Genomic DNA, 13,921 nt, shown 5'->3' with positions numbered 1-13,921 from the left:
CGATGCTGTCGCACCCTCGCGAGACCGATCATCCGGTGAACACCTCTGCCATGCAAGACGATTTGGCGATATTGCAGCGAGAGACATTCGACTACTTCATCCATGAAGCAAACCCTGCCAACGGTCTCGTTCGGGACAAGACCGAAGCGAATTGGCCCGCAAGCATCGCCGCCACCGGCCTTGCGCTGGCGAGCTATCCAGTGGGAGTCGAGCGCGGATTCATGACGCGAACAGCGGCTGCGGAACGCACCTTGGCAACGCTGCGCTTCTTCTGGAACAGTCCACAAGGCCCGGAGCCGGACGCTACGGGACATCGCGGCTTCTACTACCACTTTCTGGACATGCAAACCGGCCGACGGGCCTGGCAATGCGAGTTATCGACGATCGACAGCACGTTCCTGCTGGCGGGCGCGCTGGCTGCCGGGCAGTATTTCGATGCCGACACCGACGCCGAAGCCGAAATTCGCACTTTGGCGGAGGCGCTCTATCACCGAGCCGATTGGTGCTGGGCGCAGGACCAAGGAGAAACCGTCACCCATGGGTGGACACCCGAGCACGGGTTCCTGAAGTATCGCTGGGAAGGTTATGACGAAGCGCTCCTGCTTTATGTCCTTGGATTGGGTTCGCCGACACATCCCTTGCCCAAGACCAGCTACACAGCCTGGACCGCGACATTCCGATGGGAGCACTGTTACGGCTACGACTACCTCTATGCGGGACCGCTGTTCATTCACCAGCTCTCGCACGTTTGGATCGATCTTCGCGGTGTGCAGGATGCCTTCATGCGCAGCAAGGGAAGCGACTATTTCGAGAACAGCCGACGCGCCACCTTCGTCCACCAGCGTTATGCTGTCGACAATCCGCGTGGATTCGAGGGTTATGGCGAACACTGCTGGGGCATCACCGCAAGCGAGGGGCCTGGTCCCTCCACGCTCAAGTTGAACGGTATCGAGCGCCGGTTCGAGGGCTATGTCGGGCGCGGTGTGCCCTATGGTCCCGACGATGGCACGCTCGCTCCGTGGGCCGTTGCCGCCTCCTTGCCCTTCGCGCCGGAAATCGTCCGGCCGGCGATCAGCTTCTGCATCCATCAAGCCAAGCTCAAGGCCGCCAACGCCTATGGCTTCAAGGCGGCCTTCAATCCAACGCATCCGGGGACGCCCGACAGCGCTTTCGGATGGTGGATTTCGCCTTGGCATTTCGGCCTCAACGAAGGCCCGGTTGTCCTGATGATCGAGAACGACCGCAGCGGCTTCCTATGGCGGCTGATGCGCTCGTGCCCGTATATCCACAACGGCCTGCAACGGGCAGGGTTTGAAGGCGGCTGGCTGAGAGAGTTCGGTCAGGAGTCGACGCCAACTGCTTGATCGGCATGGACTGGGTTCGCGTGGATGCGGCCAAGGCTGAGAAATAGGGGGCGTTACGTTTATGACGTTTCCTTTGGAAGAGCGTTCCCGAACAATTCGACGCTACCCTCGGCCAGCAAGCCGGCGAGGGAAATCGCATTCGACGGATGCGGAATGGAGTCCGTGCTCACGACCCTTTCAGCGCCGGCCGCCAACAGTTGCGCGTAGGCGTCTTGGGCGAATATCGGATGAATGACGATGCAGACTGCGGGCGGCAGACCGAGCTGCCGCAAATGATCCAGGGTTTCGATCATGGTTCGCCCCGACGAGGCGATGTCATCGACGATGATCGGGGTTCTGCTGCGAGCGGCATCGATCGAAGGGAGACTCACGTCGACGTCACGGTCACCTCGTCGGATTTTCGTCAAGATCTGAAAGACGACACCGGCACGGTGAGCGATGTCGGATAGCCGAGCGCAACGACAAAGGCCGAGGCGAGAACTGCGCCCAGGGCCCATCGCGACGTCGGCATGCGAGCCTGCATCGACACGCTCATACCTGTGCGCCCGTAGGGTGCTGATGAGCGACGCCTTCAGTCATCGATGCTGCGGCAGGTCGAATGCCTTCGAGCCTGGTTCGCTTGAGCAGCAAGGCGTTGACGGCCACGAGAGCCGAGCTGCCCGACATTGCCAGCGCTGCAAGCTCGGGACTCAAAAGAAATGGATAGAACACGCCTGCCGCGATCGGGAAGGCGATGAGATTGTAGCCGACAGCCCACCAAAGGTTCTGGTGCATCTTGCGCAGCGTGGCTCGCGAGAGCGTCATCGCACCGACCACATCGTAGGGATCGCTCTTCATCAGCACGATGTCGGCGCTCTCAATGGCGACGTCGGTGCCTGCACCGATCGCAAATCCGACGTCGGCTTGCGTCAGGGCTGGCGCGTCGTTGATGCCATCGCCGACCATACCGACCTTGAGGCCTTGCCCTTTCAGTTCCTTGATCTTCTCCGCCTTCTGCCCTGGCAAGACATCGGCCATGACGATGTCGATGCCGAGTTCGTCAGCGATGCGCTTGGCGGTGCCGGCGTTGTCACCCGTGAGCATCGCCACACGAACACCCTGGTCGTGCAATTTGACAATCGTTGCGATGGCCGTCGGGCGCGGCGTATCGGCGATCGCTATCAGTCCGAGCAGCTTGCCGGACCGCGCGACATGAATAACGGTGCGGCCTTCGCCCTTGAGCGTCTCGGCTTTTTCGCCCAGCGCCAGAAGATCAATCTTCTGCTCGTCCATGAGGCGTCGGTTGCCGAGGAAAACCGGACTCCCTCCGATGGCGGCACTAGCGCCCTTGCCTTCTATATTCAGAAAGCCCGAAACCTTGGGAAGCTTCAAGTCTCTGGCCCGCTCGACAATGGCGAGGGCCAGCGGGTGATCCGAGCCCTGGTCCACGGCGGCCGCGACTTGCAGAACCTCGTCGAGCGAAACGCCGGCGGCCGGCACGATTTCGACGACCTTCGGCTGACCCATCGTGAGCGTGCCGGTCTTGTCGAAGACGATCACATTGAGCCTGGTCGCCTCCTCGAGAGCGGCAGCATTCTTGAACAGGATCCCGTTTGATGCGCCAAGGCCGGTGCCAACCATGACGGCCATCGGCGTAGCGAGGCCGAGCGCATCGGGACAGGCGATGACAAAGACCGTTATGGTCAAGGTCATCGCGAACAGCAGAGGCTGGCCGAGCCACCAGAACCAGACGGCGAAGGTCGCAAGCCCGATGAGGATCGCGGCAAGCACCAGCCATTGTGAAGCGCGATCGGCGAGCAGTTGGGCCGGCGCCTTCGAGTTCTGGGCCTCCTGGACCAGCTTGACGATCTGGGCAAGGGCAGTGTCGGCGCCCACCTTGGTAGAACGATAGCGCAGCGTGCCGCTCTTGTTGATCGTCGCGCCGATGACCTTGTCCCCGACCTTCTTGGTCACCGGCATCGATTCGCCAGTCAGCATCGATTCGTCGATCGTCGACGTGCCCTCGACCACTTCGCCGTCGACCGGAAGCTTGTTGCCGGGCCGCAGGACCACAATGTCGCCGAGCACGACGTCCGCGGTCGCAACCTCGACCTCCTTGCCATCGCGGAAGACGGAGGCCCTGGGCGGGGCGAGGTCGAGCAGAGCCCTGATCGCGGCCGAGGCTCCGGCGCGGGCGCGCATCTCCAGCCAGTGGCCGAGCAGGATGAATACGAGCAGCACACTCGCGGCCTCGTAGAATTGCTGCCCCTCGAAGAAGAAGGTCGCGCCGACGCTGAATAGATAGCCGGTGCCGACGCTCAGCACCACCAGAACGGCCATGTTGAGGACGCCGTTGCGCAAGGCCCGCCAGGCGGCGACCAGGAATGGCCAGACCGGATAGAGGATCGCGGCGCTGGCCAGGAAGAACATCGCAAGATCTTCGCTGAGACCGAAGGGCGGGCGCAGCCAGGGCTCTCCCAGGCCCATCGGCTCCATGGCGAAAATCGGCAGGGTAAAGACCAGGCTGATGAAGAACCGGTTGCGCATGTCCTTGACCATGCCCTGCATGTCCATGCCGGCGCCGTGTCCCATCTCGTGGGCCATGGCGGCGTGCGGTGCCTTGGCTGCGACCGTCCTCTCGCCCGCCGGAGCCGGCTCGATCCTGGCGGCGTGCCCCCCATGATCGTGCTCGGCGTGATCGTGGCCGGAGGTCGCGCGCGGATGCCCCGGCGGAATCGTCATGCTGCCAGGAGTGCACAGATGCCGCGGCACGACCTCGCCATGGCAATGGAAGCCGCAGGCCTTGATTTCCATCGCAAGGGCTTCCGGACTCGTCTGGCCCTCGTCAAATTCGACGCTCGCGGTTGTCGATCCCGCGTTCATCGCGACACTGGTGACACCCGGCAGAGCCACGAGACGTTTTTCGACCGCCGCGAAATCCATCATGCCGACAAGGTCGCGCACTTCCAGATTGACCTTTTTCATCATCGTTCTCCGTGCCGCGGTTCGTGGCAGCAATCGCTGCGCCCGCGATGTCTCAGCTTCGGTAGGCAAAGGTCGACATCATGCCGCTCGCCATGTGGTAGAGATGGTGACAGTGGAATGCCCATTTGCCGGGATTGACGGCATCGACGGCAATGGTGATCGAGCGCATCGGCGGCACCAGCACGGTGTCGCGAACGGCGCCCTGGAAGCGCTGCCCGTCAATCGCGACCACCTGGAAATGGTGGCCGTGAAGGTGCATCGGGTGAGCCATCATGGTGTCGTTGCGCAGCGTGACTTCGACACGATCTCCGTTGTCCACGAGGATGGGCGCGCTGGTTTCGAGGCCCCAGCGATAGGCAGCCATATCGCCGGTCAGCGCCATTTCGAAGGTCTTGTCCGCGACGCGCGACGCAAGTGGCGCGATTGCTCGAAGTTGCGCCTCAAGCATCAGGTCCAATACCGGAGCGTCGACATCAGCCGCCGTCTCGAGCTTGGCCACGGCCGCCCCCGCCGGACGCAGGACAATTCCAGTCCGTTCCTTGCTTCCCTCGCGCAGCGCCAGGATCGGAAAAGAAGAGCTGAGGTCGCGCGGCAGTTGCACGCGCACATCGATGCGCTGGCCCATCGTCATTGGAAACCGCCGGCCTCTGACCGGCTCGACAGGCTGACCGTCGGCCGCGATCAGTTCGCCTTCAAGCTCGCCGAAGTCGACTGTGAACGCCGTCGCCGTGGCGCCGTTGATGATCCGCACCCGCACGCGTCCGCCCCGTTCGACCGGGACGATCTCGGGGTCGTTCAGGGACCGGTCATTGGCCAGATAGGCGTCATAATCGATGTCGTTGATATCGGTCATCATGCCGCCATCGTTCATCCCAGCCATGGCGTCGGTTTGCGCTCCCGACATATCCATGCCGTCCATCGGCATGGAGCCGCCGGTATTCTTACTCCGCAGCCCGGCCAGCAGTTCCTGCGGCGACGAGAACGAGAAATCGTGGAGCAGGATGACAACCTCCTGCTCGTCCTTTGCGTCATCGGCGGGATCGGCGACAATGAGCGGAGCCGCGAGCAGCAATTGTTCCTGCAAGGTATGGGCGTGCATCCAGAACGTGCCTGGCCCGCCGACCGGAAAATCGAAGCTGCGATTGGCCTTGGCGCCGATGAGCGGCAGTGGCGCGTCGGCGACGCCGTCGCTCGGCCACGGCGGCGTCAACCCGTGCCAATGTATGATCGTCGGCTCGGCAGTATCGTTTCGAAGCAGCACATTGAAGGCTTCGCCCGCCCGCAAGCGCAGGCCAGGCGCGCCGTCGGCCCTTTGCAGGCCGAAGACACTTGCAGCTTTTCCGTTCACCTCGATCGTGCGGCGCGAGATGCCAAGCGGCTGGCCGCCCGACTGATCGGCGAAGGCTGCCGCAAGATAGCTCGAAGGGATCGCAAAAGCTGCGGCGGCTGTCACTGCGGCCTTCAGAATATCCCGGCGTTTCATGGTCGTTTCCTTGCTTTCGGGTTCAGATTTCGGAACTTCGTTTGTTTCGTCAGCGCACAAGGTCCAGGCCCCAACGGGTCCTCCCTTCAGGGCGCACGGCGCTCGCCGCCGGAGCCGAACAGCTTGGCCAGATGCGGAAAAAAGGCGGGCACGCGGGCCGCGTAGCGGTCGTATGCGTCGCCGAATTCCTTTCTGGCTTCACGCTCTTCGATGAAGGAAAGCCGCACATACATGCCGACCAGTATGGGGAACATCACCAGCGTCAGCAGCGTCGGCCATTGCACGAGAAATCCCGCCATGACGAGAACGAAGCCGACATATTGCGGATGCCGGATGGAGGCATATGGACCGCGCGTTGCGAGGCGATTGTGATGCTGCGCGTCGTAAAGCACTCGCCACGCGGTCGAGATCAGCATGAAACCGCCGCCGATCAGGAAGAAGCTGAGAACGTGAAACGGGCCGAAATGTGGATTGAGACGCCAACCGAACATCATCTCCGAGAGGTGGCCGGCATCATGCGAGAACCAGTCGATGCTGGGGTATCGTGACTGCAGCCACCCCGAGAACAAGTAAATCGTCAGGGGAAAGCCATACATCTCGGCAAACAACGCCACCAGGAAGGCGCTGAAAGCACCGAAGGAGCGCCAGTCGCGGCCGGTTCGCGGCTTGAAGAAGCTGAATGCGAACAGAATGAAAACCGCCGAATTGACTATGACCAAGCCCCAGAGGCCGTAGGCAGGAGATTGCTCGACCATCGTCATGCTCCTTTGTGGTGGGTGGTGCCGTCTTGCGCGTCCGGCTCAGGTTCCTTGTGCCTGGCATGGCCGCCGTGACCGCCATGCCCGCGGTGGCCGTCATGCATGAACATGTGAAGCAGAGGACAGGCGAGCAGCAGCAGAAAGGGAAGGACACCGAGGGTATGAGCCCGGTGCTCCGTGAGAAGGAAAAACGCGGCGATCAGCAGGAAAGCGATCGTGGCCAGGCCGGCCTTCGAGGTCCAAAATCCGCCTGCCTCCGGTTCTGGTTCGGACTCAGTCGGCGGATCGGACATGCGGTGAACGTTGTTGGTATTCATGGGATGGGTTCCTTATTTGTCATCGATTGTCATTGCGGGAGCTTTCGAGCCCATAGGCGATGAGGCTTACGGCCCAGACCAGCGCGCAGGCGAACAATGGCCACCTGAAGTCGGAGCCGATCGTGAAGTTGACCACAGACATCAAGCCGATGGACGACGCTCCTCCGATCAGAACACCGGCCACCGCGACCGGATGGCGCGCGCGGAACGCGGTGATTGCCAGCGCAACCAGGAGAACACCGGTGGCGAGGGCGTAGCCGCCGAGCACCCGGAAAACCTGGGTGAGCCACATTGCAAGCCGAGGACCGATGGCTTCGAGCTCGGCGACCGAAAGGTCCATATAGCGGACATCCTCGGGCAATAATGGTGGCCTGAGGGCGATGAAATACAGTCCGATCCCGGCGATGATCATCCCCGCCAGAGCAAGAGTGATGGACGACATCGTCCATGGATTGACTGTGGCTTTCATGGGCTGACCCTCGACTTGCTTACCGCCGCCTCGTGGCGACGACATTGTAGATCGAGGCGTAAACGATACCCGCCAGCAGCCCGACGATGCCAAGCCCGAGAACGCCGTAGAGAACTCGGACAGGGCTTATCGGCGCCGTAGACCTGACCGCGCTGAGGTCGAGCCCGTGCATGATAGCGCCGAAGAAATCGAGTGTTGCCTCTGGCCAGATAACGACGGCCAAAGCGCAGAGCATGCTCATCAGGGCCGACGTCACGCCCAGCGCAATGCCGACGGACAGGACGCTGAGTTTGTCCATGTCTTCCTCCTGTCATTTCGCGTGCTGCTTGAGCCATTCCTTCATGGCGGCGATCTCAGACCGCTGAGCCGTGATGATCTGATTGGCCCAAACCTTGACCTGATCATCCCTGCCGAATTGCAGGACCGCCCGTGCCATATCGATGGCGCCCTGGTGGTGAGGGATCATCGCCTGGACGAAAGCGACATCGGGATCGCCTGCCTGGATGCCCTGCATCATCGGCCCGTCCATTCGCTTCATGGCCTCCATATAAGCCTTGGAGGACTCGGGCATATTGGCCGTGTCCATCGGCATGTTCGTCATGCCGCCGCCCTGCATCATGCCGCCTTGCATGCCGCCTTGCCCGCCCTGCATTCCGCCGCCCTGCATCATCTGCTGCATCATCGGCATCATTTGCTGCATCATGGGAGCCATCTTCTCCATCATGGGCATCATCTTCTGCATCGTGGACATCATCGCCGCGCACTGCTCGGGCAACCCGCCCGGCATCGCCTCCACGGCTGGTGCCGTTGTCGTAGTTTGTGGTGCGTCGGCCGCCGGATGGTGCGGATCCGTCTGAGCAAAAGCCGCACCGGACAGGGTTGCGAATGCGGCAAGCGTGATCAATCGAAGGTGGGTTTTCATGACTGGTTCCTTGTCGTTGATGTGAACCGACGGGCGAGCTCTGAACGGGTGCGCAAGGTCGCCCAGATCGCCGCTGCTGGTTATGGCGGATCGGTCGCGCGTGATGGGCCTCGACAGGCACTGCTGGATTCAACAGTCCCTAGGGCTGCGACTGCGCGATATCAGGCCAGGGTCTGGGGAGGTTGCAGGAGGGCCTCGGGGTCGATGCCCGTTGCCAGCAGCGCCTTGCCCGCCATGAAGCGGATTGCAACCGGCGCATCATCAAAGACGCCGCATTCGCTGGCGGAAATGCCTGCAGCACAACAGCCGAAGCCGGTCGAGTGCATGCAATCCAGGCAGCCATCGCATGAGGCGCGATGGTTGTCCTGGTCTGTAGACGCGACGTGACCTATCACATTGTGCAAGGCGCTCGCCGAGAGCGTTGCAACGTCGGCAACAGAGCCTTTTGCAGAAGCCGGCCCGATGACACCAGCAACGGCACCGCCCGCGATCAGGAGGATCACGAACAGCAATAACCGAAGCTGAGCCAACGCGACTTTCATGGTTTCATCATAACCCAACTTCCCGCCAGCACTTTGACGCAAATCAATGTCCACAAACCGGTGAAATTTCATATCTGGTCAGGTTTCATGGGATCCGGATCAGATACCTTTTGCTGGTCGTTCGACTTTGGGCCAAAACGGCAGCTGGCAATGAGGAGATATTCTCATGCTTAAAGCCCCCGGCGTGGTGGATCTGAGCACGTCCCTGTCGACGCGGCTCAACCGCAAATGCTTCTGCATAACGCTCGACCGGACAGCGCTTTGGGCCGCGCTGGATCGCGAAGCCGGAGAGCGCGGCTTCTGCGAAAACTTCATGGCGTCGCGGCCGCATCTGTTTTCCAATGTCCCGGTCTTCCTCGCCGCGTCCGCCCTCGATGAGATGCAGGCAATCGTCGTAGCCGTCGAAGCGGCAGCCGAGCTTGAGGGTTACCGCGATGCCGCCCTCTCCTGGGCTCCCGAAATTGCGCAGAGGGATTTTGGACCCGTCGGCGCTCTCATGGGCTACGATTTCCATCTCGACGACGACGGTCCCAAGCTGATCGAGGTGAACACCAACGCTGGCGGCGCTTTCCTCAACGCGCTGCTGGCGAGAGCACAGAAGGCCTGCTGTTCCGAGGTCGATCGGGCGTTGATCGGCGCTGGGAACGATCACTTCGAAGCCAACGTCGTTGCGATGTTCGAGAGCGAATGGCGCCGCCAGCGGGGAGCCGGTTCGCCGCGAAGGATCGCGATCGTCGACGATCAGCCTGAGGGCCAGTATCTCTATCCTGAATTCGTGCTGGCCCGGCAGCTATTGCTGAAGAACGGCGTGGACGCGACGATCGGGGATGCGAGCGAGCTGAAATATGATGGCGGCAAGCTTCGCCTCGACGGGCAGGAGGTTGACCTCGTCTATAATCGCCTGGTCGATTTCACACTTGATCGCCCGGAACATGCCGCGCTCAGAGCGGCCTATAAGGACGGCGCCGTGGTGGTCACACCCAATCCGCACAACCATGCGCTCTTTGCAAGCAAGCGCAATCTGACACTGTTGTCCGATCCGGCAGCACTCGAAGCATTCGGCCTCCCTCCGGAGATGCGCTCGCGGCTTGCCAGTGTCCCGCGGACCACGCTGGTCACGCCCGACAATTCGGATGCCGCCTGGCAATCCCGTAAGGACATGTTCTTCAAGCCGGTCTCAGGCCACGGCAGCAAGGCGGTCTACCGCGGCGACAAGGTAACGAAAGGGGTGTGGGCCGAGATCGCCCGTGGCGGCTATGTGGCCCAGGCGTTTGCCTCACCGGGGCAACGCATGATCGAGATCGACGGCGCACCTGCACCGCGTAAGATGGACGTGCGGCTTTATACTTATGATGGCCAGGTCCTGCTCGCGGCCGCGCGCCTCTACCAGGGTCAGACTACGAATTTCCGCACACCAGGCGGCGGTTTTGCTCCGGTGTTAGTCATCTGAACGTGCAACAGTGGCAAAGGCAACGAGCCCCTCAAAAATGAAAGAGGATTGAACTCTAGGTTGTATTAATACAATCAATAACTTACGAGACACTTTGTAACATTGTGACGGCCGTCGAAATGACCCCGCATGGCCATGAAGTCGCTGCGCGAAAAAGTCGTGCGCGCGATTGCCGGATGGCGATGCAGCAGACAGCCGCAATCGAGCGGTTGATACAGCCATTTATGCGCGTCCAGCGACAGGGAATCTGCCAGGGCCAATGGATCGAGCTTGTCCGGCAATGCCAGCGCCGCCAAAGCCCCATAAGCACCGTCGACATGCAGCCACAGCCCCTCGCGGCTGGCGATATCAGCGATCTCCGGCAGCGGATCAATCGCTCCGGTGACGATGGTGCCAACCGTGGCGACGATTGCTATGGGAATGTCTCCGGCCTCACGATCGGCGGCGATGGTTGCCTGGAGCGCATCCGGCCGCATCTGAAACCGGTCGTCGACGGGGATTAGGCGAAGGTTCGCTCTGCCGATGCCAAGCAGCGCCACCGCCTTGGGAATGGACATATGCACCTGCTCGGACGCATAGATGACGCCGCCGCGTATCCCTGTTTCGTTGGCCGGCAACCTTGCTTCCCGAGCCATTGCCAGCCCCATCAAGTTCGCCGCCGAGCCGCCGCCGCACAGGCTGCCGGTGAACCCCGCGCAACCGACTGCTTGCGCCAGCCATCCGACGACGCTGTGTTCGATCGATGTCGCCGCCGGAGCCGATCGCCACGACGTCACGTTCTGATTGAGCACTGCTGCGAACAATTCTCCCAGGGCGCCCATCGGCTCGCCCGAACCGAGGACATAGCCGAAAAACCTGCCGGTGGATGGCCGCCCATGCTCGGCAATCGACTTGAAGTCCTGCAGGACGTCCGGACCTCGCCCCTCCTCGGCCCAGGGCGAGAAGAGTTCCGTCGTCTGCTTGCCGCTGGTTGATGGAAAGGCCGGACGTTCATCGAGCGACGCCCAATAGGTCCTGGCGAGGTCTATCGCCTCGTCCGCCAGCCGCGACAGTTGCTGATTGGAGATTTCGAGCGCGTTCACAAAGTCCTGCCCTGCCGGCGAGTTACCGGCGTTCAGTTTCGTCGACCGACATTTTCATTTCGAAAACATGCCGCGATGACAGACAAAAGGCTTCGGCATCCGCATGACGAGCCCGATCGATCGAAAACACAAGTGTCGCCATCCTCAAATGACTCCCAGGCCGGCCCTGATCTCCGCAACCGAGCGAAGCTGCTGCCCGTTCGCGAAATTGCCAGGATCGAGCCAGGCCTCAAAAGCTGAGCGATGGGCTGGCCATTCGCTGGAGAGCATCGAATAGACGCAGATGTCGCAAGGCTTGCCCTTCAGGAACAGGCCTTGGCGCTGCGTGCCCTCATAGACGAAACCGAGACGGTCGGCCGCCTTGCGCGATCGCTGGTTGGTCGAGGTGCATGTCCATTCAAGACGCCGGTAGCTGAGGTCATCGAAGACATGGTGCAGGATCAGGTAGAGCGCCTCGGTGGCCAACCGTGTGCGCTGCAGAGGCGGCGTGTAGAGCACATAGCCAAGCTCGACGACATGATGGGCGGGTCTTGCCTCCATGAGGCAGAGCCATCCCAGCGGCTTGTCGTCGAGGCCGGCTACGGCGAAGAAGGCCCGTTTCTTGTCGGCCACCAGCTCGGCGACATGGTCAGCGAAAGCTTGCTCACTTGCGAATGGGCCGACCTTCATGTCGACCCATGTGGCATTCGTGTGCTCGTCATGCGAGAGCGGGTAGAGACAGGATGCGTCGCGCTCGGCGTCGAGCGGGCGCAGGTCTCCCCAGCGACCGGCCAGCACGACGGCGGCGGGGATCGGAGCGTCTCTCGGGGGGACCTCTTTCGGGTTTGATGACATCTCGACGCGCCGGCTAATTCCAGTAGCGGAATACTCTGCCCATTCTGTTCGGCATCATGAAAATCTCCTCCGCGCGGCGAAACCCGGCATCCCGCCCCATGCCGAGCCATGTGTCGGCGGTTTCGGGGAAATCGGCCATAAGCATATGACGTTTCATGGCAGCGAACTCCTCGTCGGAAAGAGTTGACCATGTATCGCGCTGCAAGGAGAAGCGGGCGAGCCAAGCGGCGCGATCCTCTCCCTCGAACAGCGTCGGCTCCCAGATGACGAATAGGCCCAGGCCGCCCAAGGCCCTGCGGGCGTGCCGCATCAGCCTCGCCTTGCCTTCGGTCGCCAGGTGGTGCAGCGACATGCCGATCCAGATCACGTCGACGGGCTCCGACCAGTTCGCCATCGCTTCCGCGAAATCGCCGCGGCGCAGCTCGACCGGGCAAGGGAGCCCCTCGAGCGCGCGATCGGCCAGCCTCAGTGACGCTTCCGACAGGTCGATGCCGACATAGCCGCCGATGGCGGTTGTCTTCAGCATCGCGGCCGAGGCAGCGGCATCGCCGCACGCCACGTCGAGGAATCGAAACGACCCTGGAGCATGCTCGACGAGCAGATCGCGCAGGCGCCCATAGACCTCGCGGTGGAACATGAGGTTGGTGGCCACGACCTTGCGATAAGTCTCCAACTCCTTGTTGAATATGTCCTGGGTGCCGGTTGCCTCGTCAGCTGTCGTCACCGGCATGCTCTCGCTCGACGAACTTGCCATGATATTCTCCCAAGGAACGTTATGGGACACCGCTAGGGCGCGGCACCCGCTGCGTAGAGATGCAAGGCGCGGAAGACCGCCGTGTGGCCAGGGGTCGCAATACGAAACTTGATGCCTAACTCATGCATCCGCCCGGACAGCCAGGCGACCTCGATTGGCTTGCCCCTTTCGAGGTCGTTGGCCATCGACGGTTTTACGTGCGGGGGGAGTGCGGTCCATCTGGTCGTGACGCGCCCTTCGAACCCCTCGGCCATCGGATGGCCGGCCGCCGCCGCGACCGCCATTCCCTCGTCGCGCAGTTGCTCGATGAAAATCCGTGCCTCGGGGTCGTCGAGGATCGGACCGATGCCAGAGCGCATGAGCGACGTCCCTCCGGAAAAGGCCGCGAGCGTCACGAATTTCTCCCACAGCACATCGTCGATGTCCGCAACCGGCTTCAGCTCGACCCCCACAGCACGATCGCAGAGCGCCTGAAGGTCCTTGATGAGAGGCTCGCGGTGCCCGCCGACGAGGATGTGAGGCAGTCCGCCAGCATGAACCACTTCTCCCGGCTGTTTGATGAATGCCGACAAGTAGGTGGCTCCGCCAATCACCTGGTCGCGAGGAACATGACGACCGAGCGTCTCGACGCTGTCGATGCCATTCTGCAACGTCACGATGCGCGTATTCCTGCCGATGAGCGGTCCTAGCGCTGCGGCGGCCTTCTCACTGTCGTAGAGCTTGACCGCAAAAATCGCGAGATCGACGGGACCGATGTCGGCCGGCGCGTCGCTCGCGGACACACTGGGGAGAAAGACGTTGCCGAGATCACTTTGAATTCGCAGGCCGCCCCGACGCATTGCGTGCAAGTGGTCACCGCGAGCGATGAAGCTGACGTCGCCCCCTGCCTCGGCGAGCCTTGCGCCGAGATAGCCGCCGATGCCGCCCGCCCCTATCATTGCGATCCGCATGCCGTCCCCTCGACGCCAGCTGCCGCCATTTG

At 62.0% G+C, this 13,921-nt stretch carries 15 protein-coding genes and 1 pseudogene; 2 read left to right on the top strand and 14 right to left on the bottom strand.

Going from position 1 to position 13,921, the window contains the following annotated elements; translation table 11 throughout:
* Positions 1 to 2: 2 nt before the first annotated feature.
* Positions 3 to 1,364 carry a glucoamylase family protein gene (locus AC1DXM_RS25815; RefSeq protein WP_477237681.1) on the top strand — a complete coding sequence of 454 codons (1,362 nt, stop codon included), beginning with the start codon at positions 3 to 5 and terminating at the stop codon, positions 1,362 to 1,364.
* A 59-nt stretch (positions 1,365 to 1,423) separates the two neighbouring features.
* Here AC1DXM_RS25815 and AC1DXM_RS25810 read toward each other — a convergent pair whose 3' ends face one another.
* The 10 genes and pseudogenes from AC1DXM_RS25810 to AC1DXM_RS25765 all read right to left on the bottom strand — a co-directional run bounded on the left by AC1DXM_RS25810 (position 1,424) and on the right by AC1DXM_RS25765 (position 8,891).
* The gene (locus AC1DXM_RS25810; protein ID WP_477237693.1) at positions 1,424 to 1,657 is read right to left on the bottom strand and encodes a hypothetical protein; all 234 of its coding nucleotides are present in this window, start codon (positions 1,655 to 1,657) and stop codon (positions 1,424 to 1,426) included.
* A 6-nt stretch (positions 1,658 to 1,663) separates the two neighbouring features.
* A pseudogene (locus AC1DXM_RS25805) lies at positions 1,664 to 1,861 on the bottom strand (ribose-phosphate diphosphokinase); the annotation flags it as partial.
* Positions 1,862 to 1,895: 34 nt separating this feature from the next.
* Positions 1,896 to 4,328, bottom strand: a complete 2,433-nt coding sequence (locus AC1DXM_RS25800) for a heavy metal translocating P-type ATPase (protein WP_477237470.1) — start codon at positions 4,326 to 4,328, stop codon at positions 1,896 to 1,898.
* Between the two features lie 52 nt (positions 4,329 to 4,380).
* Positions 4,381 to 5,811: a multicopper oxidase family protein gene (locus tag AC1DXM_RS25795; RefSeq protein ID WP_477237468.1), complete on the bottom strand. Its 1,431-nt coding sequence runs from the start codon at positions 5,809 to 5,811 to the stop codon at positions 4,381 to 4,383.
* 86 nt (positions 5,812 to 5,897) lie between these two features.
* Positions 5,898 to 6,566 carry a methyltransferase family protein gene (locus AC1DXM_RS25790; RefSeq protein ID WP_477237466.1) on the bottom strand — a complete coding sequence of 223 codons (669 nt, stop codon included), beginning with the start codon at positions 6,564 to 6,566 and terminating at the stop codon, positions 5,898 to 5,900.
* A 2-nt stretch (positions 6,567 to 6,568) separates the two neighbouring features.
* Positions 6,569 to 6,886: a DUF2933 domain-containing protein gene (locus AC1DXM_RS25785; protein ID WP_477237464.1), complete on the bottom strand. Its 318-nt coding sequence runs from the start codon at positions 6,884 to 6,886 to the stop codon at positions 6,569 to 6,571.
* 19 nt (positions 6,887 to 6,905) lie between these two features.
* Positions 6,906 to 7,355, bottom strand: a complete 450-nt coding sequence (locus tag AC1DXM_RS25780) for a hypothetical protein (RefSeq protein ID WP_477237462.1) — start codon at positions 7,353 to 7,355, stop codon at positions 6,906 to 6,908.
* A gap of 19 nt (positions 7,356 to 7,374) precedes the next feature.
* Positions 7,375 to 7,653, bottom strand: coding sequence for a DUF5676 family membrane protein (locus AC1DXM_RS25775; protein ID WP_477237460.1), 279 nt, complete (start codon positions 7,651 to 7,653; stop codon positions 7,375 to 7,377).
* Positions 7,654 to 7,665: 12 nt separating this feature from the next.
* A complete protein-coding gene (copM, locus tag AC1DXM_RS25770; protein WP_477237458.1) occupies positions 7,666 to 8,277 on the bottom strand; it encodes a CopM family metallochaperone in 612 nt (203 codons plus the stop codon).
* A gap of 161 nt (positions 8,278 to 8,438) precedes the next feature.
* Positions 8,439 to 8,891, bottom strand: a complete 453-nt coding sequence (locus AC1DXM_RS25765) for a hypothetical protein (RefSeq protein ID WP_477237456.1) — start codon at positions 8,889 to 8,891, stop codon at positions 8,439 to 8,441.
* 241 nt (positions 8,892 to 9,132) lie between these two features.
* Between AC1DXM_RS25765 and AC1DXM_RS25760 the strand changes: the two genes are divergently transcribed.
* On the top strand, positions 9,133 to 10,269 hold the full coding sequence (locus tag AC1DXM_RS25760; protein WP_477237454.1) for an ATP-grasp domain-containing protein: 1,137 nt from the start codon (positions 9,133 to 9,135) through the stop codon (positions 10,267 to 10,269).
* A gap of 74 nt (positions 10,270 to 10,343) precedes the next feature.
* Here AC1DXM_RS25760 and AC1DXM_RS25755 read toward each other — a convergent pair whose 3' ends face one another.
* From AC1DXM_RS25755 to AC1DXM_RS25740, 4 genes are all read right to left on the bottom strand, one after another.
* Complete coding sequence (locus tag AC1DXM_RS25755; protein WP_477237452.1) at positions 10,344 to 11,351, bottom strand: pyridoxal phosphate-dependent decarboxylase family protein; 1,008 nt, start codon at positions 11,349 to 11,351, stop codon at positions 10,344 to 10,346.
* A gap of 144 nt (positions 11,352 to 11,495) precedes the next feature.
* On the bottom strand, positions 11,496 to 12,185 hold the full coding sequence (locus AC1DXM_RS25750; RefSeq protein ID WP_477237450.1) for a GNAT family N-acetyltransferase: 690 nt from the start codon (positions 12,183 to 12,185) through the stop codon (positions 11,496 to 11,498).
* A 13-nt stretch (positions 12,186 to 12,198) separates the two neighbouring features.
* Entirely contained in the window at positions 12,199 to 12,939 is a 741-nt protein-coding gene (locus tag AC1DXM_RS25745) for a class I SAM-dependent methyltransferase (protein WP_477237448.1), read from the bottom strand.
* Between the two features lie 32 nt (positions 12,940 to 12,971).
* Complete coding sequence (locus tag AC1DXM_RS25740) at positions 12,972 to 13,889, bottom strand: ketopantoate reductase family protein (RefSeq protein ID WP_477237446.1); 918 nt, start codon at positions 13,887 to 13,889, stop codon at positions 12,972 to 12,974.
* Positions 13,890 to 13,921: the final 32 nt, after the last annotated feature.

The sequence above is a fragment of the Mesorhizobium sp. P3_A2 genome, assembly GCF_056403115.1.
This window is presented reverse-complemented; position numbering and strand designations above follow the sequence as displayed.